This is a genomic window from Nocardioides agri, assembly GCF_013778305.1.
Classification (GTDB): domain Bacteria; phylum Actinomycetota; class Actinomycetes; order Propionibacteriales; family Nocardioidaceae; genus Nocardioides; species Nocardioides agri.
Map to the genome: position 1 here is coordinate 775,662 of NZ_JACEIC010000002.1, position 21,278 is coordinate 796,939.

Here is a 21,278-nt window from a genome sequence, read left to right on the forward strand (position 1 = left end):
GAGTCATGAAGGCAGCAGTCGTCACCAGCTTCACCGAACCCCTGGAGATCCAGGACCGCGCGGTCCCGACGCCGGGGCCGGGACAGGTACTGGTCCGCATCGAGGCCAGCGGCCTGTGCCACACCGACATCCACGCCGCGCACGGCGACTGGCCGGTCAAGCCCACGCCGCCGTTCGTGCCCGGCCACGAGGGCGTCGGCATCGTCGAGGCGCTCGGCGAGGGCGTCACCCAGCGCGCGGTCGGTGACCGCGTCGCGCTCCCCTGGCTCGGCCACGCGTGCGGCCACTGCGACCACTGCGTCGCCGGCTGGGAGACGCTGTGCGAGGAGCAGCAGAACACCGGCTACTCGATCGACGGCGGCTTCGCCGAGTACGCCGTCGCGGACGCGACCTACGTGGTGCCGGTGCCCGAGGGCGTCAGCCCCCGGGACGCGGCGCCGCTGACCTGCGCGGGCGTCACGACGTACAAGGCGATCAAGGTCGCGCACATCCGTCCCAGCGAGCGCGTCGCGGTCTTCGGCATCGGCGGCCTCGGCCACCTGGCCGTGCAGTACGCCCGCCTCGTCGGCGGCGTCGTCATCGCCGTCGACGTCGAGGACGACAAGCTCGAGCTCGCCGCCGAGCTCGGCGCCGACCACGTCGTCAACGCGCGCACGACCGACCCGGTCGCCGCGATCGAGGCGCTCGGCGGCGCCGACGTCGCGGTCGTCCTGGCCGTCATCCCGTCGGTCTTCGAGCAGGCCTTCGCTGCGCTGCGGCGCGGCGGCCGGCTCGTCTGCGTCGGCCTCCCGCCCGAGACCGACGGCCCGATGAGCCTGCCGATCTTCCCGACCGTGCTCAAGGGCATCTCGGTGATCGGCTCGATCGTCGGGACCCGCCAGGACCTCGCCGAGGTCTTCGAGCTGCACGCCCGCGGCCGCACCCGCGTCGTCGCCGAGACCCGCAAGCTCGACGAGGTCAACGGCGCGATCGACGACGTGCTCGGCGGCCGCGCACCCGCGCGGATCGTCTTCGAGTTCTGAGGGAGGCACGGCCATGTCCACCAGGTACGACGAGCGTCCGGTCGTCGTCGGGATCCACGACCACGACGTCGACGACGCGTTGAGGTACGCCGTGCAGGAGGCACGGCGCAACGGCTGCGGTCTGTGGGTGGCGCACTCCCACGACGCCGGCAGGTCGGTGGACGTGGCCGTGCTGGACCGGGCGGTCGCCCGGGCCGGCGAGCTGGCCGGACCGGACGTCCCGGTGACCGGCCGACACGTGGCCGGGGTGCCGGTCGAGTCCGTGCTGGTGGCCTTCCCCGAGGCGCGCACCGTGGTGCTGCGCCACCGGGACGTCCTGCACCTGCTCCGCACCCTGACCTCCGACGTCGCGGCCGCGATCCACACTCCGGTGGTGTGCGTGCCGCAGCACTGGGCCGCGGCCGAGCCGGACCGGCGGCCGGTCGCGGTGGGCGTGGAGCACCTGTCCACCGCCGGTCCGCTGGTGCGCGCCGCCGCCGAGGAGGCGTCCGGGCGCGGGGTGCCGCTGCGGGTGGTGCACGTCCGGAGCATCCGGGGCCAGGCAGACCCGATCCTCGAGAGTGAGGCACACGACGACCTCGACGAAGCCGTCGCCACGTGCGGCGCCACCGTCCCGGTGACCGTCGAGGTGGACCACGGCGAGGCGACCGAGACCCTGCTCGCGATCGCCCGCGAGTCGCAGCTGTTGGTGCTCGGGCGCAACGAGCCCCGCGCCGGCGTCGGGTGCCGGATGGGCCGGGCGGCCCGATCGCTGCTCCACGACAGCGCGGCGCCGCTCCTGGTCCTCCCGCCGCCGCAGCCAGTGGCGGTGCTGGCCTCGCGCTAGGAGTTCCAGCGCTGCAGCACGGGCTCCTCGCGCTCGAAGCCGAGCACCGACACGGTGGCGGTGTCGAGGCGGAAGTGCCGGCCGTCGGTCACCGGAAGCCCCAGCCAGCGGGCCGCGAGCCCACGCAGCGCGTGGCCGTGCCCGAACACCAGCGTGCGGCCGTCCGCGGCGCGCACCCGCTCGACCACCCGGTCGAGGCGGGCCTGCACCGCGGCGGCCGTCTCGCCGCCCGGCGTCGGGTGGGACCAGATCGTCCACCCCGGGTCGTGCTCCCGGATCTGCGCCGTCGTGACGCCCTCGTAGTCGCCGTAGGCCCACTCGACGAGGTCGTCGTCCACGTCGGCGCCGGCGAAGCCCGCGAGCTCCGCCGTACGCCGGGCGCGGGTCCGCGGGCTCGTGAGCACCTGGGCGAACTCGACGTCCGCCAGCCGGTCGGCGAGACCGCGCGCCACCTCCTCCCCCTCCGGCAGCAGGGGCAGGTCGGTGGTCGAGGTGTGCCGGCCGGCGACGCTCCACTCGGTGGCGCCGTGCCGGACCAGCCAGAGCTCGTCGTCGGTCACGCCCCCATTAGACCGGTCAGCGCCAGCCGAGGGCAGGGGCCAGGTGCTCGAGCACGGCCTCCAGCACGTGCGCGTTGTAGTCGACGCCGAGCTGGTTGGGCACGGTCAGCAGCAGCGTGTCCGCGGCCGCGATCGCCTCGTCCTCGGCGAGGTCCTTCACCAGCTGGTCGGGCTCCCCGGCGTAGGACTTGCCGAACCGCGCGATGCCGCCGTCGATGTGGCCGACCTGGTCCTGGCTGCGCGACTCGTGGCCGAAGTAGGCGCGGTCGAGGTCGCTGACGACCGGGAAGATGCTGCGGCTGACCGAGACCCGAGGCTCGCGCTGGTGGCCGGCGGCCTTCCAGGCATCGCGGAACCGTTGGATCTGCTCGGCCTGGAGCTGGTGGAAGGGGACGCCGGTGTCCTCGGTGAGGAGCGTCGAGCTCATCAGGTTCATGCCCTGCTCGGCGGTCCACTCGGCGGTCGCCCGGGTGCCCGCACCCCACCAGATCCGGTCGCGCAGGCCCTCGGCGTACGGCTCGATGCGCAGCAGGCCCGGCGGGTTGGGGAACATCGGGCGCGGGTTCGGCTGGGCGAACCCCGTGCCCTCGATGACGTCGAGGAAGACGCGGGTGTGGTCGCGCGCCATCTCGGCGTGGTCGGAGCCCTCGCCCGGCTCGTACCCGAAGTAGCGGAACCCGTCGATCACCTGCTCCGGTGACCCCCGGCTGATGCCGAGCTGGAGTCGACCCCCGGAGATCAGGTCGGCGGAGCCGGCGTCCTCGGCCATGTAGAGCGGGTTCTCGTAGCGCATGTCGATGACGCCCGTGCCGATCTCGATCCGCTCGGTGCGCGCGCCGACGGCGGCCAGCAGCGGGAACGGCGAGGCGAGCTGGCGAGCGAAGTGGTGCACCCGGAAGTAGGCGCCGTCGGCACCCAGCTCCTCGGCGGCCACCGCCAGGTCGATCGACTGCAGGAGGGCGTCGGCCGCCGTGCGCGTTTGGGACTGCGGCGACGGCGTCCAGTGGCCGAAGGACAGGAACCCGATCTTCTTCATGTCTCTCCCAACAACAAGTTGAAGCCTCAATCTTCCCGACGTGGCACGCTGTCCCCATGTCCGATGCGGGTACGCACACCATCGTCGTCGGCTACGTGCCGACTCCAGAAGGCCTCGCGGCCGTCGACTACGCCCTCTCCCATGCACAGGCGAGCGGCAAGGCGCGCATCGTGCTGGTCAACTCCGGCGCCCACGGCCGCGACTCCGATCCGAAGTTCGCCTCGGCGGAGGACCTCGACGCCCTCGCCTCGCGGTTCGCCGAGGCCGGGCTCGAGCACGAGATCCGGCAGACGCCGCAGGCGCTCAGCCCCGCCGAGGAGATCCTCGCCGCAGCCGATGACACCGACGCCGACCTCATCGTGATCGGGCTGCGCCGGCGCTCGCCGGTCGGCAAGCTCTTCCTGGGCAGCAGCTCCCAGCAGGTGATCCTCGACGCCGCCTGTCCCGTCGTCGCGGTGAAGCGGCCCGGCTAGAGCTCGAGCCGCTCGACCAGGAACTGCCGCCGCTCCAGGACGGCTGCCCCGCTGCCCAGGCGGTGGTCACGTCGGCGGTAGCTCACCGCCCGGGCCCGCGGTGCGGCCGCGGCGTACGCATGCGGGACCTCGGGCCTGACGTACTCGTCGTGCTGCGCCCACTGGAGCAGCAGGCGGTCCTGGCAGGCGGCCGCGCCGCGGAGCGGGTCGACGTCGTCGAAGCCGGCGGCGTAGCCGGCGTCGGGCTCGCCGTGCGGCCAGTAGGTGAGGAACCAGTGCTCCCAGCACACGTCGGGCGTGATCGCGACGACCGCCCGGGCGCCGAGGCCCTGGCCGGCGAGCGTGTACATGGCTCCGTAGTCGTGGCCGACGACGCCGACGCGGTCCGGATCGGCGTCGGCGGCCGAGGTCAGCGTCCGCAACGCGGCGGCCACGCGTTGCAGCTGGTCACCGACCGCGGCGTGGTCCGCGGCCGTGCCGTCGGGGTCTGCGTGCCAGGGGAAGTGCCCGTCGGGCAACAGGGAGACGCACCCGAGCGTCGCCATCTCGACCGCCTCGGCGAGGTACTGCGAGCGGTCGCTGCGCTCGTCGCCCAGCCAGTGCAGCCAGAGGACGGCGGCCCGGACCGCGGCCGGCTCGCCCGGCCGCACGACGTACGCCGGCCGGTCGTGCCCGGGCGGCGTCACCTCCTCGACGAGGACGGGCGGCGCGGCAGCATCAGGCATGCCGACGAGCATGCCGACATCACGGTATAACGTCAATAGCCGGTGACGATCGACAGGGTCCGCTCGCGCGCACGGACGTAGGCTGAGGTCGTGCACCGGATCTTCGGCACCAGCGTCGCCTCCGTCTACCCCCACTACGTGACGAAGGTGGAGAAGAAGGGGCGCACGAAGGACGAGCTCGACGAGGTCATCCGCTGGCTCACCGGGTTCGACGACGCCGAGCTCGAGAGGCACCTCGCCGACGAGACCACCTTCGCCGACTTCTTCGGCCAGGCGCACCTCAACCCCAGCGCCGCCCTCATCACCGGCTCCGTCTGCGGGGTCAAGGTCCAGGAGGTGGAGGACCCGCTCATGCGGCAGATCCGCTACCTCGACAAGCTCGTCGACGAGCTCGCGAAGGGCCGGCCCATGGAGAAGGTGCTCCGCGGCTGACCGCTCGAGCACCCGCGGCCGCAGGACCGTCCAGCTACGCGAGCCGCACCAGGGGCGGGGTCCCCCCACCGGGCACGGGTCCTGGCGCCAGGCGGCCGAGCGCGCCGAGATAGCGGCAGTTGGCACGGATCGTGGCTTGCGCGACGCGCCGACTCGCCGGGTCGAAGCCTTCGATCATCTCGGTGCGGGCACTGGCGATGGCACCTTCGGCATGGGCGATCAGGCTCTCGATGAGGCGTCGGTCGACCTCGGTCCCGCTCAGGGGAGGCAGATCGCTGACCGCGACGGCAGCGAGGTGCGAAGGCGTCGTCGGGTCGGCGTGGTCGAGGCCCTCGCGCCCGCCCCACCCCTTCAGCATCGAGGCGAGCTCGCCGATGACGTCCTCCTGCATGGCTCGCGCCCGGAGGGCGACGGCCCGCACGTCGGCGTCGTTGGCCCAGGTCGCCGCCAGGTCGCTCGCCGCGCGCGCGTCCCGCCCCGCGAACAGTGCCCGCCGGACGTAGCGAAGGTCGGCGTCGTTGAAGTCGCGCTGCTCTGCCGCGGGTGCGATCACCACATCACTCTCCTGCTCTGTCGATGACTGCCGGCGCAGTGGCCGACCTCGAACGCGTGGGGGACGCGACCAGACCCGACGTCCCGCTGGGTCGTCTCGCCGGCGGCACCGCCGACGGGAGGCTGACCAGCCTCTCCAGCTCCTGGACCACCCGGAACGGCGTCATGGTCGGGTCGGCGCGCAGGACGCCGAGGAGCCCGTCGACGGACTGGCCGACCGTGAAGCACTGGGCGGCCGCGTGCCGCTCCGCTGCAGAGACGCGATCCCGCGAGAGAGCATCGATGATCCCGAGCGCCAGGGCCTCGGAGTTGTCCGCCTCGACCAGCTGCAGGGCGCCGCACTGGGTCTCGGGCAGACCACCGTCGTCGGAGGCGACCACCCGGGCGCCCGCGTGCTGGGCCTCGATGGAGACGATGCCGAACGTCTCGTGCCAGTACTGCCCGTTCGACGGCATCACCACGACGTCGTGGTCGGCCATGAGTGCCGCCATCGATGCCGGAGTGCTCCGCGCCGCGACGAGGTCGACCCGCGGGTGCTGGCGGAGCATCGACTCGATGATGTGACCCTGCGGCTTGTCCGCGCCGGCGGTCGTGACCGTGAAGAACATGGAGGGGTCGTCGTCGATCAGGTCCGTGTGCAGCATCGAGAGGAACGTGTAGATCCCCTTCTCCGGGCTCAACCGCCCCGCGTAGAGCACCCGCCGTCGCCCCGGCGTCGGCACCGTCCGCGGCTGGCTGCCGAAGACCGGCTCGGCGAAGGGGTAGACCACGTGGACGGTCGCCACGTCCACGTCGAGGAACGACGCCCACAGCTGAGCGGCGTACGCGCTGGTCGCGATCAGGATCCGGTCCCGGGTCGCTTGCACCACCGCGTCCCGGCGGCTCACGCGCAGCGGCGGTGGGACGTGCAGGATCTGGTACGCCGTGCGCCGGGTCGCGACGTACGGCGCCTCGCTGACGAAGACGACCGTGTCATCCAGGTCGCCGACGTCGGCGAGATGGGCGATCGCGAGGAACGGGATGTCGACGAACTCGTCTCGGCCGTCGTCGAGGCCGACGCCGATCGTGATGATCCGCGCGTCGATCCCGCGCCGGTTCAGCTCCCGCACCTGGCCGACGGTGTAGTTCTCAGACCCGCCGGTGCCGGCCGGGAGTCGCTCGCCCGGAGACCAGACGAAGGAGATCACCGCGCACGGCCGAGGCGCGTGCCCGGCGACCGATGCTCATGGCGCGATGTCGTGCACTGTCGAGATCTCATCTCGATGCCGCCTCACGTTGCTGCTGGCACCAGGATCGCGTGGTGCCGTAGACCACGGCACGACGGTCCAGCACTGGCAGTCTTGCTCTCGACTGTAGCCCAGCGCCGCAACCGCAGCGCCGCAGGTAGACAGGCGGCGTACGGTGGACTCAACTGAACGGCGATGAGGACTCCATCCGGACCCCGTGCCGCGCGAGAGGCGGACGGCATGTCGGCGACCAAAATGGCTCTTCCGGTCCCCTGCCAGCCAGCGCATCCCCACCTCCGAGACATCGTCGCCCGAGTGGCGGTCAGCGTCGCGGTCGCCGTGGTCGCACCGGCGGTGCTGTTCGCGACGACGCTCGTGGTCGTCAGCCTCACCGCCGCCGTGGTGGTCGCGCTGGCCTGGATGACGAGCACCATGTGCTGGCGGAAGGCGACCAGGCGGCCCGTCTCGGGGCTGCTCGTGCTGGCCCTGGGGATCATGACGGTCAAGACCGCGTTCATGCTCGCCACGGGTAACGCGTTCATCTACTTCCTGCAACCGGTCGTGGTCGACCTCGTCGTCGCCACGGTCTTCCTCGGGTCGCTGTGGTCCGCCGTTCCGGTCGTGGCCCGCCTGGCTCCGGACTTCTACCCCGTCGACGCCAGCCTCGCTGCGCGACCTGGGGTCCGGAGCCTGTTCCGCGGGCTCACGCTCTTCTGGGGCATCGTCATCCTCGCGAAGGGCTCGCTGACGCTCGGCCTGCTGATGTCTCTCTCGACCGTCGACTTCGTGCTGATCAAGGGCAGTGCGATCCTCACGCTGACGCTGCTCGCGATCGTCACGACGGTCGCGTGGTCGGTGTCCGTGGCGCGCCGGGAGGGGCTGCTCCCGGTTGCCCGGTGAGCCCGAGGTCAGGAGTCGCCGCGCAGACCCTGCTTCTCCAGCCATTCCAGTGAGGCCGTGGCGACGTCCTTCCAGCCGCTGTCGATGACCAGCGAGTGACCACGGTCCTCGAACTCGAGCAGCTCGGTGACCGCCAGTGAGTCGCGGTACTGCTTGAGCGTCGACTTCGTGATCACCTCGGGCACGGTGTGGTCCTTGCCGCCCATGATCAGCAGCAGCGGGCCGCGGTCGTCGTTGTGCGTGTTGACCGCAGCGGGTGAGTGCAGGGAGAAGTTCGCCGCGGCGGCCTCGAACAGCGGCTTCCCGGGCGCCGGGATCGTCCAGGCCTCGTGCAGCTGGTCGGACTCCTCGGCGCTCACGGCGTTGCCGAAGCTGTAGCGGAACTGCTCCGGGGTGAGCGAGACGGCCTTGTGCTTGTTCGCCGGGTTCTTGAAGACCGGCAGGGTGGCCCGCAGCGACGACAGGGGCAGGGGCAGCACGCCCTTGATCTGGGCGGCGTCGATCGCGATGGCCGCGTCCGCGGCGTCCATGCCGAGCAGCTTCTCGGAGATCATGCCGCCGAAGGAGTGCCCGACCAGGATCGGCTTGCGATCCAGCCCCTCGAAGATCCGCAGGTAGTGCGCGACGACGTCGTCGATCCCCTTGTCGGCGATCGCGTCGGGGTTCTGCCGGGAGTCTTCGACCGTCTCCCCGTCCCCGGGCCAGCCCGGCGCGACAGCGGCGTAGCCGGCCTCGTGGAAGAGGTCGACCCAGGGCTGCCACGAGTTCGCGTGCAGCCAGAGGCCGTGGATGAAGACCACAGGGCGTCGGGTGTCGGTCATGGGATGCTCCTCCGTCTCGGGGTGGTACAGCGATCCTGGCGCGGACGACGTGCCGCGGGCTTCAGTCACGTGACTGTCCTTGTCGGCGCCCGCGCGCCGTCGACGACTCAGTCATCCGACGCAAGACGCGGACAGGTCGTCGCTCCTAGCGTCCTCGGCATGGATCTGCAGCTGGACGGACAGACAGTCGTCGTGACGGGCGCCGGCCGAGGCATCGGGCTGGCGACGGTGCGGGCGTTCGCCCGGGAGGGAGCACGCGTCGTCGCCGGGTCGCTGTCGACCACCGACGAGCTGGCCGCGCTCGCGGAGGACGGAGTGGAGGTCGTCGAGGTGGACCTCGCCACGGCCGACGGACCGGCGCGCCTCGTGGCTGCGGCCGGACCCGACCTGGCGGTCCTCGTCAACAACGTCGGCTTCGTGCACCCCCGTCCGGACGGGTTCGAGCGCGTGACCGACGCGATGTGGCAGCAGACCCTCGAGCTGGACCTCCTGGCGCACGTCCGTGCCCTGCGGGCTGCGCTGCCCGTCCTCGTCGCGCGAGGCGGCGGCAGCATCGTCACGATCGGCTCCGTCAACGCCGACCTGCCCGACCCGCTCGTCATCGACTACTCCGCCGCCAAGGCGGCGTTGGTGAACCTCACCAAGTCCGTCTCCAAGGAGTACGGCGCGCGCGGCGTCCGGGCCAACACGATCAACCCCGGCCCGGTCGCGACCGACCTCTGGCTCGGGTCGGGCGGTGTGGCGGACGTCGTCGGCACCGCCACCGGGCAGGACCCGGCCGCGGTCCAGGAGCAGGCGGCTGCGGCGATGGTGACGAACCGGTTCACGCGGCCCGAGGAGGTCGCCGACCTCGCCGTCGTCGTCGCGAGCGGACGCTGGCCCAACCTCACGGGGGCCGAGATCACCCTCGACGGCGGGCTCGTCCCGACGCTCTGACCAGCCCGGCGAACGGAGACCTCCCTGGACGAGGCCCGGCCTCAGTCGCGCGCGAGCGCGCCGGCGAGCTGGCTCCGGCTGGTGATCCCGAGCTTCGGGAAGATGCGGTAGAGATGCGAGCCGACCGTGCGGTGCGAGAGGAACAGTCGCTGGCCGATCTCGCGGTTCGACAGCCCCTGCGCCGCGAGCTCCGCGATCTGCGCCTCCTGCGCCGACAGGTCCTCCCGAGGGTCCGCCTCGGGATGCCACCCCGGCTCGCCCGCCGCGCGCAGCTCCTGGTCCGCCCGCGCCGCCCAGGTCGCGGCACCGAGGGCGGCGAACGTGCCGCGAGCGACCCGCAGGGGCTCCCGCGACTCGACGGCCCGGCGCTGGCGGCGCAGCCACGACCCCTGCGCGAGCTGCAGGCGGGCTCGGTGCCACGGATACGACCGGGCCGCACCGACGAGCGCGTCCGCGAACGCAGCCTCGGCCGACGCGTCGTCGGCCAGCACGGCGGCGGCGTACTCCAGGGCGATGGCGTGGCCGGACGCCGGCGTCGGGCCGGCCAGGCGCACCGACGCCTCGAGCAGCTCCCGCGCGTCGTCGCGCCGGCCCGTGCGGACGGCAGCGTCCGCGAGGTAGCCGACGGACCACAGCTGCTGCACCCGCTGGAACGCCGGGTCGTCGGCCACGAAGATGCGGCGCAGCTCGCCGTACGCCTGCTCCGGCCGGTCGGCCCCGAGCTCGCCGACGCCACGGGCCTGCTGCACACCCGCCAGCAGCGACGAGCTCGCGTTGGGCGTCCGTACGGCGGTGTGCTCGGCCTCGGCGAGGAGGGCGTGCCGAGGATCCCACCGGCCGGCCACGCCGTCGGCGACCGCGACGGCGACCCTCGCCGTGGCGGCCCAGACGGCCTGACCGGTCTCGTCGCCGAGCCGCACCGCCTCCTCTGCCGACCGGGCCGGCTCGAAGATGCCCAGGTTGACCTCGGTCCACGAACGGATGGCCAGGGCCTCGGCCAGCAGGCTCAGGCGACCCTGGGCGCGCAGCTCCTGGATGCCGAGCGTCAGGAACGTGTCCGCGCGCTCGAACTCCCCGACGCAGAACGCGGCGATGCCGAGCAGGCCGGCGAGCTCGGGTCGTCCGCCCGCGTCCGAGGGCCACTGCCCGAGCTGCACGATGACGGTGGGGCTGAGGTCGAAGGACTCGGCCAGCCCCATCGCGGCGAGGATCCTCGGGTCACCCGGCGGCACCGGCACCTCCCGCACGGCCCGGACGATCTCGCCCCGCACCTCGTGCCCCGGGTCGCGCCACCACACGCGGCGGGCGGCGCCGAAGAGCAGCTGCAGCGCGAGGTCGACGTCGTGGTCCGCGGTGGCGCGGCGCGCCAGACCGACCAGGCGGCTCACCTCGGTCGGCTCGCTCGACGAGCCGTCGTGGAAGGCCCCCTCGAGCCAGGTGAGCCGGGAGCGATCACGCACGCTGAGCTCGGTGCCGGCCACCCGTGCCTTGACCTCCTCCACCTGGTCGAAGCGGCCGAGCTCGAAGGCGAGCTCGGCCGAGCCCAGCAGTCGCGACGCCCGCGCCGCGGGATCGGGGCTCAGCGCGGCGGCGCGATCCAGCCACGCTGCCGCCGTGGCGACCGCGCCTCGACGCCGGGCGTCGGCGGCCGCTCGCTCGAGGTCCGCGGCGACCTCTTCGTCGCGCCCGTCGACGGCGGCGGCGCGGTGCCACATCGCGCGGTCCCGGTCGGCGGCCAGCACCTCGGCCAGCGCCGCGTGCGCCTGCCGCCGCCTCGACGCCGACATCGTCTGTCGCAGCGCGGATCCGATCAGCGGGCTGGCGATCAGGCAGCGGTCACCGGAGATCGTGAGCAGCCTCAGCGCCTGGGGCGCCGCCAGCGACTCGGCCCCGACCTCCGCGCCGTGGACGATCGTGGCGGCGGCGAGGACGTCGCCGATGCTGCTTCCGTCGTCGACCGCAGCCACGTCGACGATCGCGCGTCCCGCGTGGTCGAGCTCGCCGGCGCGCACCGCGAACGCGGTCTCGAGCCTGGTCGTCATCGGGAGGTCGCTGTCGAGGTCGGTCCAGGTCTGCCGTCCCGTCTCGAGCGCGGTCGCGAACTCGATCAGGGCCAGCGGACTGCCGCCGGCCTCGCGCACGACGCGCTGCTCCAGAGCCGGTGAGAGACGCGTCGACCTCGACCGCAGCAGCTCGGTCGAGGCCTCGACGTCGAGGCCGTCGAGCGCGACCCACGCGTCGGTCGACCGGTCGCCGAGCTCCGTGACCGGTGGGCGGGAGGTGCACACGACGGCGACCCGCTCGCCCTGCAGCCGGCGTACGACGAACCCGAGTGCGTCGACGGAGGGTCGGTCCATCTGATCGAGGTCGTCCAGGCAGACCAGGACCGGAGCGGCCACGGCGTGGTCGACGAGCAGCTCGAGCGTCGCCAGCGAGACGAAGAGCGGGGTGACGTCGTCCGCCTCACCCATCCCGAAGGCCGCGCGCAGCGCTCGGCCCTGCAGGCCCGGGAGCTGGTCGACCTTGTGCATCAACGGGCGCAGCAGCTGATGCAGCGACGCGAACGGGAGGTTCGCCTCCGCCGCGCTCCCCCGCGCGACGAGGACCGCGAAGCCGCGCGAGCGCGCCACGGCGGCGATGTCGTCCAGCAGCGCCGTCTTGCCCGCGCCCGGCTCGCCGACCAGGCCCGTCACCACCGGGCCGTCGCCGACCGCCTCGAGGCGTTGACGCAGGAGGCGGGTCTCGGTCTCCCGCCCCACGATGGGCCGACCGGCCGCCGTAGTCACGGGGCAAGCATCGTGGCGCGAGCGTCGGACCGTCCACACCTCGCGGTGGAGTCTCACCAGACGACCGCGCCGAGTCGACCCTCGACCCCGACCGCCCCGACCGCCCCGGTCGGCCTACGCCGTCGCGCCTGCCTCTCCTCGTGACAGCTCGGCTCGCCACCAGGCACCGCCCTCGATCCGCTCGACCCGTCGTAGGACGAGGTCGCCATCGGCGAACGCCTCCACCTCGGGACGACTCAGGGGCCATGGCGGGCCGGTCACCTCGACGCCCTCCTCCCGCGTGGTCGCCAGGACCAGCAGGGTGCCTCCCGGGGCCACCAGCCCGGCGATGTCGTGCGCAGCGACCGCGTGCTGCTCAGGCGGCATCGACTGCACGGTGAGGCTCTCCACCACCAGGTCGAACCTGCCGCGCCACGCGCGCGGAAGATCCAGGACGTCGGCGACGAGGTAGTCCACCTCGGTGGCCGGGTGGCTGCGCCGCGCCGCCTCGATCGCGGTCGGCGCGAAGTCGAATCCCGTGGTCCGGAACCCCAGCATCGCCAGGAACTCGGCGTCGGCCCCGTAGCCGCACCCCACCACCAGCGCCTCGCGGCCGCCCCCAGCCAGGCCTCGCGCCTCGGCCCACTCCACGAGCTGGGGACGAGGTGCGCCGTAGTCCCACGGCGGCTTGGCTCCGCCGGACTCCGCGCCCGCGTAGATCGCCTCGAACATGCCGGAGGGCTCGCTCGTCACGACTCGACACTACCGACGAGCCAGGTGGCACGACGCGACAATGGCGGCATGCCCTCTGCCGACGACACCGTCGCGTTCCGGCTCTGGCCCCCGCTCGCGATCGGCGCGCCCCTGCTCCTCGGCTGGTTGCTCACGGCCCGCTTCGGCGACCCGGTCGACCTCGGCCAGTGGCGGCTCCCCCTCGGCTGGGCACTGGTGCTGTTGTTCGTCGGGTGGAACAGCTGGGCGTTGTGGCTGTTCCACCGGCACGAGACCGGGCTGCTGCCGGGCCAGGCGACGACCACGATGATCGAGGAGGGTCCGTACCGGCTCTCCCGCAACCCCTTGTACGTCGGACTGCTCGCCCTCTACCTCGGGTTGGCGCTGCTCGCCCCGACCTGGTGGGGGCTGGTGCTGGTCCCGGTCGCCGTCCTGCTCCTCCTCTGGGGTGCGATCCGTCCCGAGGAGCGGTTCCTGCGGGAGCGGTTCGGTGCGCCGTACGACGACTACGCGCGGCGGGTGCGCCGCTGGCTCTGACACGGGGCCGTCGTCACGAGGCGGCGGTCTCTCGGGGGGCATGAGCGACGTCGGAGCGTGCCCGCTCCGGGAGCGACAGCGCGGTCGGGGCGGGCGATCGCACCACCTTCGCGACCGCAGCCGGTGCGAGCAGGGCCGACGGCGCCTCGACCAGGCCGGCCACGGCGAGGAAGCGCCGGGCGAGCACGGGGTCGTGCTCCGCGGCGGCCAGGAACCGAGCGACGTACCTGCCCATGAGCGCGCCGCGCCGGGTGCGCTTCCCGAGCGTCTCCGGGTAGGCGAGGTCGGCGCCGGTGGACAGCGCCCAGGCGGCACTCAGGGGCCGGGCGGCAGCGCGGTAGAACCGGCGAGGGAGCTCGGTGTCGGTCGTGGTCTCGAGGGCGGTCCGCAGCGCGACGCCTTGTTTGAGTGCGACGGTCATCCCGGTGCCGTAGATCGGGTTGAACGCGGCGATGGCGTCGCCGAACGCGAGCAGTCCGACGGGGAGCCGGCCGAGGCGCTCGTAGTGTCGCCAGTGGCTGGTCGGGTGGGCGTGCCGCGCGACGTCGTCCAGCGGCTCAGCGGCGGACAACGCCTCGGCCAGCCACGGAGGGGCCATCTGGTGCATCAACCGCATCCGCTCCTCGGGCTCGGTCGGCGGGCGCTCGCCCGCGCCGTACGACATGATCGAGAACGTCCACCGGTCCTGTTCGCAGGCGAATGCGCCGAAGCCGTGCCGACGTCCGGGCGCCCGGCCCTCGATGATCAGGTCCTGGGGGTAGGAATCGCGCGGCAGGCGGAAGGTCTGGCTGGCGTAGCCGATGTGCACGACGACCCGCTCCTCGTCGGGACGCGCGCACCCGAGCTGCTCGAGCCAGACCGGCATGCGGCTCCCCCGGCCGGTGGCGTCGACGACGAGGTCGGCGTCGATGGTGCGCTCCTTGGCGTCCCTGGTGGCCGCCGGAGCGACCCGGACTCCGGTCACGCGAGCGCGGTCTCCGTCGACGGTGGAGGTGACGCCGACGGCCTCGAGGCCCTCCGCCACGCGCACGCCGGAGAGACGGCGCACGCGTTCCCGGATCCGCCACTCCAGGTGCGGCCGGCTGACAGACAGCACGGGCGCGACCGGGAGCTCCGCCTGGTTCAGCAGCCGGCCGGCGAACCGGAGCGAGACCCGGCTGAGGTCCGCGATCTCGTGGGCGCCGTCCCCGGCGAGCTCGGCCCGCAGACCGGGGAAGAGCTCCTCGAGCAGCGGCAGCCCGCCCGCCTGCATGCCATGCACGTGGCGGCCCTGCGGGACCCCACGTCGACCGTGCCCGCCGCCCGGCATGACGTCGCGCTCGACGATCGTCACCTCGTCGAAGGTGTCGGCCAGCACCCGCGCCGCGACCAGCCCGCCGATACCTGCACCCAGCACCACCGCCCGGCTGCCGCGCCCCCGTCGCGTCTCTTCCATCGCGTCCTCCTCCTGTCCCCGTTGGCCCGTGCGGGCCGATCACGTGGGATCACGGTGGAGCCTCCCGGCCGCCAGGTCGTGGAGAAGGTCTGGAGATTGGCCGGAGACCGCCGCCCCAGCGGGGTTGTCGCCCTCGAGAGGCGGGTCGACACTGAGGAGGAGCAGGGAGGACGGGGTCTCGGTGTACCGGTTCGAGGACTGCGAGCTCGATCTCCGGCGCCGTGAGCTGCGCCGGGCCGGGGTGGCTGTGCATGTCGAGCCTCAGGTCTTCGACGTCCTGGCGCACCTCATCCGCCACCGGGACCGGGTGGTCACCAAGACCGAGCTCCTGGACGAGGTGTGGGGTGACCGCTTCGTCAGCGACGCCACCCTCACCAGCCGGCTCAAGGCGGCTCGCCAGGCGGTCGGCGACGACGGCCGCGGACAGCGTCTGATCGCGACGGTGCACGGCGTCGGCTATCGGTTCTGCGGCGACGTCGTCGGCGAGGAGGCGCATCCCGATGCCGGTGCGTCGCTGCCACCGGTGCGGCACCGGGACACGCAGGAGATCCGCTACTGCCACTCGCCGGACGGTGTCTCCATCGCCTACGCGACGTCCGGATCCGGACCGCCGTTGGTCAAGGCGGCCAACTGGCTGACCCATCTCGACATCGAGTGGCAGAGCCCGATCTGGGCGCACTGGATCGACGCGCTGTCGCACGGCCGGCGGCTGGTCCGGTACGACGAGCGCGGCTGTGGCCTGTCCGACTGGGAGGTCACGGACTTCAGCCTGGACGCGTGGGTCGAGGATCTCGAGCTCGTGGTCGACTCCGTGGGTCTGGAGCGCTTCCCGCTGATCGGACTCTCCCAGGGCGGTGCGGTCGCGATCGCGTACGCCGTGCGCCACCCTGACCGGGTGACCCGGCTCGTGCTCGTCGGCGCCTACGCGCGAGGGCGCATGCAGCGGGCGGCCACGGTGGAGGAGCGCGAGGAGGCGGACCTCGACCTGCGGGTCGCCCGCGTCGCCTGGCGCCGGGACGACCCGGCGTACCGACAGGTGTTCGCGGCGCAGTTCCTCCCGGACGCGCCGCGCGTGCTCTGGGAGGCGTTCAACCAGATGCAGCGGGCCACCACCTCCACCGACAACGTCGTCCACTTCCTGGATGCGTTCGCACATCTCGACGTCTCGGCGATAGCTCCGCAGGTCGCCTGCCCGACGCTGATCGCGCACGCCCGGCGCGACCAGCGGGTACCCGAGTCGCAGGCGCGGGAGCTCGCCGCTCTCATCCCCGCCAGCGTTCTGCACCTGGTGGACAGCGGCAACCACATCGTGCTGCACGACGACCCCGCGTGGCCGGACCTGGTCCGCCGGATCGACCACTTCCTGGTCGCTGGATGACGAGCTGCGATCAGTGCGAGCCGCCTCTTTTCAGGTGAAGCGCGACGTCCGGGACAGGTGTAGCGTCGAGAGCGCCGAGAGTCTCTCGCGACCCGCCAACCAAGGCGTCTCCGTTCCCGGTCGAACCATCAGAGCACCGGGACCGCGACATGGACGGGTCGGACTTCCACCTCTCCGTTCAGGTCGAGCCCCCGCATGCGCGCATCAAGCCCTCCGGGGAGTTCGACGCCTTCACCGCTCGTCAGTTGGCCGCGGAGGTCGACGACGCGCTCGCAGCCGGTTGCATCCACTTCCGCCTCGAGTTCTCCGACGTGACGTTCATCGACGCCGCCGGCGTGGGACAGCTCGTCCGTCTCTACAACCTCACCAACGCGGTCGACGGAACGCTTGCGGTCGACGCGCCGAGCACCTGCGTCCGACGATTGTGCACCCTGGTCCACGTCGAGAACCTGCTCGGCGTCGAGCCCGCCACGTGGCCGTGCACCTCCCGGCCGCGGGTCCCCGGCCGCGGTCACGTTTCGAGCCGGCCCCTGGTGCCGGACAGGAGCGCCGGCTGAGCGCCAAGGCGCCGTCTCCTGCCTCCTCATCGATGCGCGACGTCAGGCCGATGCGTCAGCGGTTCTGCGCGCTCGCCTGATCGCGAAGTAGGTGGCCGCGCCCACGCCGGCCCAGGGGGCGCAGACGATGAACGGATCCATCCAGTGGTGCTTGACGTCTGCGCGTCGGTGGCCGAGCCGCGATCTGAAGCGCACACCACGACGTCCCCACGGGCGCCTGCGTCGCCGCTGTCCGCGACGTGTTCGGGCGCGGTGGTCAGGCCAGAGCGGATGGCCTTGGGCTCAGCGGCCGGTCCCTGGGACGATGGAACGTTCTTGCCTCCTCGTGACGATTAGTCAGTGAGGGCCGACAAGGGCCGACAGGGATGGGACACGATCATGGTCGAATCCGCGGGGTCTGGCTGGGATGGTCCGGCTCCCGATGACGCCGGATTCCGCCAGTGGATGCTGGTTCGGTCCCCGGCACTGCGCCGAAAGGCGTACCTGCTGTGCGGGGACTGGTCCGCGGCTGACGACCTGGTGCAGGACGCACTCGTCGCGATGTACCCACGATGGTCGCGGATCGTGCGGGGCAGAAACGTGGACGCCTATGCCAACCGGGTGTTGGTCGGCAAGCACGTCGACGCCCGGCGCCGCCCGTGGCGCCGGGAACGGCCCGCCGACGGGGTCCCGGACGCGGTCGACTCCGCCAGCGAGCGCGCCATCGCAGCCGTGGACGAACGCGACGGGCCTCTCATGGCCGCGCTGGCCACACTCCCGGTCGGGCAACGCGCCGTCCTGGTCCTGAGGTTCACCGACGACCTCTCCATCGAGGAGATCGCCCACGTCATGGGCATTCCGGCAGGCACCGTGAAGAGCCGCCTCTCTCGTGGCACCGAGGCGCTGCGGGCCCATCTCGAGGTTGCCGGTCATCCCGTCGGAGGAACGGCACCAGCCGATCCCGCCCCGACGTTCGCTCCCGTCACGGAGGACCGGTCATGACCGCGGACCTGCACGAACTCTTCGATCGCGCGGGGAGGAACCCGCCCGTGGGTGCGTTGGACGCCGACGCGCTCCTGCGACAGGCCCGACGCTCCCGCAACCACCGCCGCGCCACCGGTGCGGTGGCCGCGATCGTGGCCGTGACCGTGGTGCTGGCGGTGGCGGTGGGCGTGGCGAGCCAACGACGTCTGTCCGCGGACCCCGGACCCGCCGATCCTCACCCCACGGTGGTGCAGGTGGTCGGGAGCCTGGGTCGCCTTGCGTATGGGATCGGCGCAGACATCTATGTGGCCGACGCCGACGGCAGGAACGCGGTCAAGATCGCGGACGGCGCGCCCAGCGAATACGGCGACTGTGGAGGCTACTGGGGCGAGGGACCCCTCTGGTCCCCCGACGGGCGGTACCTCGCCTACCGGGGTGACGGCGGGGAGGCCATCTCGGAAACGAACACCTGCGACCGGACGGTCAACATCAGCGACTCGACGGGCAACCCCGTTGCGTCGTTCCCCGGTGACGGGTGGGCCATCGCGTGGTCGCCCGACTCCACCCGGGTCGCCGTCTGGGACGACTTCTACGGGTCCGCGAAGCTCGAGATCTACGGGCTCGACGGGGTGCGCCAGGCGGTGCTCCCGATGCCGTCCGACTGGGCCATGCCAGGCGACGTCGACCCGGTGTGGTCACCCGACGGCACGTCGCTCCTCGTCCCCCTCGGCGTGGAGATCCCCGTCGACGGATCCACGCCGAAGCAGCTCCCCCCGGACGACCCCCGATCCCAATGGATGGCCACCAACTCGCCCAACGGCGCCGAGATCGCCTACATCTCCCCGGACGGGCTCTCCGTCGCTGCGGCGGACGGTTCCGACGCTCGCCTGCTGATCCCTGGCGTCCTCGACAAGGACTTCTCCTTGTCGCCCTATGGGCTCCAGTGGTCCCCCACGAACGATCGGATCGCCTTCGCGCGGGCGAGCGGAAGAGGCCAGACGTCCGAACTCGCCGTGCTCGACGTGACGAGCGGAAGCGTGAGGACGCTGGCCGACATGGGTCGGTCCGAAATGTTCCACTACATCGAGTTCTCACCCGAGGGTGACCAGATCCTGTTCTCGAGAACCGACGCCGCCCGTACGCCGTCACTCTGGAGCGTCCACGTCGACGGTGCCCCCGACCCCCACCGACTGGTTGCCGGGACCGGCTGGGGCGATTGGCAGACACTGACTCCGACACCGTGAGACACGGAGACGTTCCCTGACCAGCGACTGTCGACACGGGACTCTGCACGAGCGCCCGCCTCACCACACCGGGCGAAGCCGGGTCGGGAACGGCGCCACCAGCCTCGAGACTAGAACAGGGCTTGCGGATCCTGCTCGGTCAGCACGGCCCCCAGGCAGCGGCCACGAGCTCGCGCACGTCCTCGGCGCTCTCCGACCGGAGCGCCTGCTTGGCGACGACCTCGCACTGCTCCAGGTCGAGCTCGCGGACCCGAGCCTTCACGCCGGGTACGGCGTGCGGGCCGACGCTGAGCTCGCGGACGCCGAGGCCGACCAGCAAGGGCACGGCCGCCTCGTCGGAGGCGACCTCGCCACAGACGGCCACGTCGATCCGTCCCCGTGCAGCCTGGCAGACGTGGTCCACCAGCTGCAGGACAGCCGGGTCGAGCGCGTCGGAGAGTGCCGCGACGCCAGGGTTTCCCCGCTCGGCGGCGAGCGCGTACTGGGTCAGGTCGTTGGTGCCGATGCTGACGAAGTCGAGGAGCGGCAGGAACGACTCGATCTTCAGAGCCGCCGCCGGCACCTCGACCATCATCCCGACGCGCAGGTCCTCCGGGACGCCGTCCGGGCCGGCAGCGTCGGCCAGCAACGCGTGTGCCCTCCGCAGCTCGTCCACGGTCGACACCATCGGGAACATCACGCTCGTCGGAGCCCGCCGCGCGGTGCGGCAGACGGCGTCGAGCTGCTCGCGCAGGAGCGCCGGCCGGTCGAGCGCGAGCCGGATGCCGCGGACGCCCAGGAACGGGTTCTCCTCATCGGGAACCGGGAGGTAGGGCAAGGGCTTGTCCCCGCCGACGTCCAGGGTGCGCAGTGTGGCGCGCCGTCCACGGAGGGCCTCGGCGATCGCGAGGTAGTCCGCCTCCTGCTCGACAACGTCCGGCGGCGTCGCGCGGCCGAGGAAGAGGAACTCGGTGCGCACGAGTCCCGCCTCGTCAGCGCCCGCCGCGAAGGCGGACCGGGCGTCGGCGACCGACCCCAGGTTCGCGGCCACCGAGATGCGGGTGCCGTCGCGGGTGACGGCGGGCTCGCTGGCGGAGGCCAGGTCGCGGGCACGTCGTTCGGCCGCCGCCGTCGCGCGATGGCGGTAGTCCGCGACGAGCGCCGCGTCGGGTCCGACATGCACCTCACCGGCGCCGCCGTCGACGACGAGCAGCGTCCCCTCCGGCACGGCGAGCACGTCACGCCCGGCGGAGACGACCAGCGGGAGGCCGCGGGTCCGAGCCAGGATCGCTGCGTGCGAGGTCGTGCTGCCGGCGGCGAGCACGATCCCGCGGACCGCCGCGGTGTCGAGCCCTGCGGCCTGGGCAGGGGTCAGGTCCCGGGCGACCAGGATCCCCTCGGCGACCGGTTGCTGGGCCGCCGCGCCGGCGAGCACCCGGCGTACCTGGTCGCCGACCGCGCGGACGTCGGCCGCTCGCTCCCGGAGGTAGGTGTCGGGAAGCTCCGACCACTCGTGCTCGATCGCCCGGAGGCACACCGTCCACGCCGAGAAGGCACCGACGCCCGCGTTGATCTGCTGCCGCACGTCACCGAGCAGGGCCGTGTCCGCGAGCAGGGTGAGATGGGCGTCGAAGATGGCGGCCTCTGCCTCGCCGATCTCGCGCACGGTGAGCGCCCGCAGGTGCTCGATGTCGCGTCGGACCTCGGCGACCGCCTCGACCACACGCCGCCACTCGGCGGCGGGGTCGCTCACCTCGGAATCGTCCACGTCGAGGATCGGTGCCGCGAGCCGCCGGAGCGGTCCGATCGCGATGCCGGGGGACGCGGCCAACGGACCGGTGGTCCGGGGCGACGTCGCGGCGGCCTCGGCCGGAGCCGCGACGGTCGGCTCGTCGAAGTGGCGGGCGGCCAGCGCCAGCAGGTGCTCCACCGCCTCCTGGGCCTGCGGACCCCCGGCTCGGACCTCGACCTCGTGGCCCTGCTGGGCACCGAGGGTGGCGACCCGGCTGAGGCTCGCGGCCGGCACCGGCCCCGCGCCGGTCGTCAGGTTGGTGAGGGTCACGGTCGCGTCGAGCCCACCCACCTCGCTGACCAGGCGAGCCGCCGGCCGGGCATGCAGTCCGTGGTTGTTGGCGACCGTGAATCGACCCGTCACCTCCGGCCCGGTGGCGACCGACGG

21 protein-coding genes are annotated in these 21,278 nt (G+C 72.6%); 11 read left to right on the forward strand and 10 right to left on the reverse strand.

Annotated features, from left to right (window positions below; translation table 11 throughout):
• The first annotated feature begins 5 nt into the window (after positions 1-5).
• On the forward strand, positions 6-1,022 hold the full coding sequence (adhP, locus tag HZF07_RS08285; protein ID WP_157340836.1) for an alcohol dehydrogenase AdhP: 1,017 nt from the start codon (positions 6-8) through the stop codon (positions 1,020-1,022).
• Between the two features lie 13 nt (positions 1,023-1,035).
• On the forward strand, positions 1,036-1,848 hold the full coding sequence (locus HZF07_RS08290) for a universal stress protein (RefSeq protein ID WP_157340837.1): 813 nt from the start codon (positions 1,036-1,038) through the stop codon (positions 1,846-1,848).
• Here HZF07_RS08290 and HZF07_RS08295 read toward each other — a convergent pair.
• Complete coding sequence (locus HZF07_RS08295; RefSeq protein WP_181644945.1) at positions 1,845-2,408, reverse strand: histidine phosphatase family protein; 564 nt, start codon at positions 2,406-2,408, stop codon at positions 1,845-1,847. The genes HZF07_RS08290 and HZF07_RS08295 overlap by 4 nt on opposite strands.
• 16 nt (positions 2,409-2,424) lie before the next feature.
• Positions 2,425-3,444, reverse strand: coding sequence for an LLM class flavin-dependent oxidoreductase (locus HZF07_RS08300; RefSeq protein ID WP_157340839.1), 1,020 nt, complete (start codon positions 3,442-3,444; stop codon positions 2,425-2,427).
• 56 nt (positions 3,445-3,500) lie between these two features.
• On the opposite strand from HZF07_RS08300, the gene HZF07_RS08305 reads away from it, so the two are divergent.
• A complete protein-coding gene (locus HZF07_RS08305; protein WP_157340841.1) occupies positions 3,501-3,917 on the forward strand; it encodes a universal stress protein in 417 nt (138 codons plus the stop codon).
• Here the strand turns inward: HZF07_RS08305 and HZF07_RS08310 are convergent.
• Positions 3,914-4,642 carry an alpha/beta hydrolase family protein gene (locus HZF07_RS08310; RefSeq protein ID WP_157340843.1) on the reverse strand — a complete coding sequence of 243 codons (729 nt, stop codon included), beginning with the start codon at positions 4,640-4,642 and terminating at the stop codon, positions 3,914-3,916. The two genes, HZF07_RS08305 and HZF07_RS08310, sit on opposite strands and share 4 nt — an antisense overlap.
• A gap of 90 nt (positions 4,643-4,732) precedes the next feature.
• Between HZF07_RS08310 and HZF07_RS08315 the strand changes: the two genes are divergently transcribed.
• Positions 4,733-5,074 (forward strand): DUF2200 domain-containing protein, encoded by a 342-nt coding sequence (locus tag HZF07_RS08315; protein ID WP_181644946.1) that lies wholly within the window; start codon positions 4,733-4,735, stop codon positions 5,072-5,074.
• A gap of 34 nt (positions 5,075-5,108) precedes the next feature.
• Here HZF07_RS08315 and HZF07_RS08320 read toward each other — a convergent pair whose 3' ends face one another.
• Positions 5,109-5,627: a DUF305 domain-containing protein gene (locus HZF07_RS08320; RefSeq protein WP_157340845.1), complete on the reverse strand. Its 519-nt coding sequence runs from the start codon at positions 5,625-5,627 to the stop codon at positions 5,109-5,111.
• Between the two features lie 4 nt (positions 5,628-5,631).
• Positions 5,632-6,735, reverse strand: coding sequence for a glycosyltransferase family 4 protein (locus tag HZF07_RS08325; RefSeq protein WP_157340847.1), 1,104 nt, complete (start codon positions 6,733-6,735; stop codon positions 5,632-5,634).
• Between the two features lie 432 nt (positions 6,736-7,167).
• Here HZF07_RS08325 and HZF07_RS08330 point away from each other — a divergent pair, with 432 nt between their 5' ends.
• Complete coding sequence (locus HZF07_RS08330; RefSeq protein ID WP_157340849.1) at positions 7,168-7,752, forward strand: DUF3159 domain-containing protein; 585 nt, start codon at positions 7,168-7,170, stop codon at positions 7,750-7,752.
• Between the two features lie 8 nt (positions 7,753-7,760).
• Here the strand turns inward: HZF07_RS08330 and HZF07_RS08335 are convergent, their stop codons facing one another.
• The gene (locus tag HZF07_RS08335; protein WP_157340851.1) at positions 7,761-8,573 is read right to left on the reverse strand and encodes an alpha/beta hydrolase; all 813 of its coding nucleotides are present in this window, start codon (positions 8,571-8,573) and stop codon (positions 7,761-7,763) included.
• A 159-nt stretch (positions 8,574-8,732) separates the two neighbouring features.
• Between HZF07_RS08335 and HZF07_RS08340 the strand changes: the two genes are divergently transcribed.
• Positions 8,733-9,509: an SDR family NAD(P)-dependent oxidoreductase gene (locus HZF07_RS08340; RefSeq protein ID WP_157340852.1), complete on the forward strand. Its 777-nt coding sequence runs from the start codon at positions 8,733-8,735 to the stop codon at positions 9,507-9,509.
• Positions 9,510-9,550: 41 nt separating this feature from the next.
• On the opposite strand, the gene HZF07_RS08345 is transcribed toward HZF07_RS08340, so the two are convergent.
• Positions 9,551-12,295, reverse strand: a complete 2,745-nt coding sequence (locus HZF07_RS08345; RefSeq protein ID WP_157340854.1) for a BREX system ATP-binding domain-containing protein — start codon at positions 12,293-12,295, stop codon at positions 9,551-9,553.
• A 114-nt stretch (positions 12,296-12,409) separates the two neighbouring features.
• Entirely contained in the window at positions 12,410-13,027 is a 618-nt protein-coding gene (locus tag HZF07_RS08350) for a class I SAM-dependent methyltransferase (protein ID WP_198346355.1), read from the reverse strand.
• Positions 13,028-13,075: 48 nt separating this feature from the next.
• On the opposite strand from HZF07_RS08350, the gene HZF07_RS08355 reads away from it, so the two are divergent.
• A complete protein-coding gene (locus HZF07_RS08355; protein WP_157340855.1) occupies positions 13,076-13,543 on the forward strand; it encodes a methyltransferase family protein in 468 nt (155 codons plus the stop codon).
• Positions 13,544-13,556: 13 nt separating this feature from the next.
• On the opposite strand, the gene HZF07_RS08360 is transcribed toward HZF07_RS08355, so the two are convergent.
• Positions 13,557-14,978: an FAD-dependent oxidoreductase gene (locus tag HZF07_RS08360; protein ID WP_157340857.1), complete on the reverse strand. Its 1,422-nt coding sequence runs from the start codon at positions 14,976-14,978 to the stop codon at positions 13,557-13,559.
• Between the two features lie 181 nt (positions 14,979-15,159).
• Between HZF07_RS08360 and HZF07_RS08365 the strand changes: the two genes are divergently transcribed.
• The 4 genes from HZF07_RS08365 to HZF07_RS08380 all read left to right on the forward strand — a co-directional run bounded on the left by HZF07_RS08365 (position 15,160) and on the right by HZF07_RS08380 (position 19,120).
• A complete protein-coding gene (locus HZF07_RS08365) occupies positions 15,160-16,356 on the forward strand; it encodes an alpha/beta fold hydrolase (protein ID WP_198346356.1) in 1,197 nt (398 codons plus the stop codon).
• 149 nt (positions 16,357-16,505) lie between these two features.
• Positions 16,506-16,913 carry an STAS domain-containing protein gene (locus tag HZF07_RS08370; RefSeq protein WP_157340861.1) on the forward strand — a complete coding sequence of 136 codons (408 nt, stop codon included), beginning with the start codon at positions 16,506-16,508 and terminating at the stop codon, positions 16,911-16,913.
• A 339-nt stretch (positions 16,914-17,252) separates the two neighbouring features.
• Positions 17,253-17,894 carry a SigE family RNA polymerase sigma factor gene (locus HZF07_RS08375; protein WP_198346357.1) on the forward strand — a complete coding sequence of 214 codons (642 nt, stop codon included), beginning with the start codon at positions 17,253-17,255 and terminating at the stop codon, positions 17,892-17,894.
• Entirely contained in the window at positions 17,891-19,120 is a 1,230-nt protein-coding gene (locus HZF07_RS08380; protein ID WP_157340863.1) for a PD40 domain-containing protein, read from the forward strand. Before HZF07_RS08375 ends, HZF07_RS08380 begins: the two co-directional genes overlap by 4 nt.
• 139 nt (positions 19,121-19,259) lie before the next feature.
• Here the strand turns inward: HZF07_RS08380 and ptsP are convergent, their stop codons facing one another.
• Entirely contained in the window at positions 19,260-21,254 is a 1,995-nt protein-coding gene (ptsP, locus tag HZF07_RS08385) for a phosphoenolpyruvate--protein phosphotransferase (protein WP_309504900.1), read from the reverse strand.
• Positions 21,255-21,278: the final 24 nt, after the last annotated feature.

Excerpts from the sequence above, each read along its gene's own strand:
- HZF07_RS08290 (WP_157340837.1), top strand. The coding sequence starts at position 1,036 with ATGTCCACCAGGTACGACGAGCGTCCGGTCGTCGTCGGGATCCACGAC.
- HZF07_RS08340 (WP_157340852.1), top strand. The coding sequence starts at position 8,733 with ATGGATCTGCAGCTGGACGGACAGACAGTCGTCGTGACGGGCGCCGGC.
- adhP (WP_157340836.1), top strand. The coding sequence starts at position 6 with ATGAAGGCAGCAGTCGTCACCAGCTTCACCGAACCCCTGGAGATCCAG.
- HZF07_RS08305 (WP_157340841.1), top strand. The coding sequence starts at position 3,501 with ATGTCCGATGCGGGTACGCACACCATCGTCGTCGGCTACGTGCCGACT.
- HZF07_RS08355 (WP_157340855.1), top strand. The coding sequence starts at position 13,076 with ATGCCCTCTGCCGACGACACCGTCGCGTTCCGGCTCTGGCCCCCGCTC.
- HZF07_RS08380 (WP_157340863.1), top strand. The coding sequence starts at position 17,891 with ATGACCGCGGACCTGCACGAACTCTTCGATCGCGCGGGGAGGAACCCG.
- HZF07_RS08370 (WP_157340861.1), top strand. The coding sequence starts at position 16,506 with ATGGACGGGTCGGACTTCCACCTCTCCGTTCAGGTCGAGCCCCCGCAT.
- HZF07_RS08300 (WP_157340839.1), bottom strand. The coding sequence starts at position 3,444 with ATGAAGAAGATCGGGTTCCTGTCCTTCGGCCACTGGACGCCGTCGCCG.
- HZF07_RS08335 (WP_157340851.1), bottom strand. The coding sequence starts at position 8,573 with ATGACCGACACCCGACGCCCTGTGGTCTTCATCCACGGCCTCTGGCTG.
- HZF07_RS08360 (WP_157340857.1), bottom strand. The coding sequence starts at position 14,978 with ATGGAAGAGACGCGACGGGGGCGCGGCAGCCGGGCGGTGGTGCTGGGT.
- HZF07_RS08310 (WP_157340843.1), bottom strand. The coding sequence starts at position 4,642 with ATGCCTGATGCTGCCGCGCCGCCCGTCCTCGTCGAGGAGGTGACGCCG.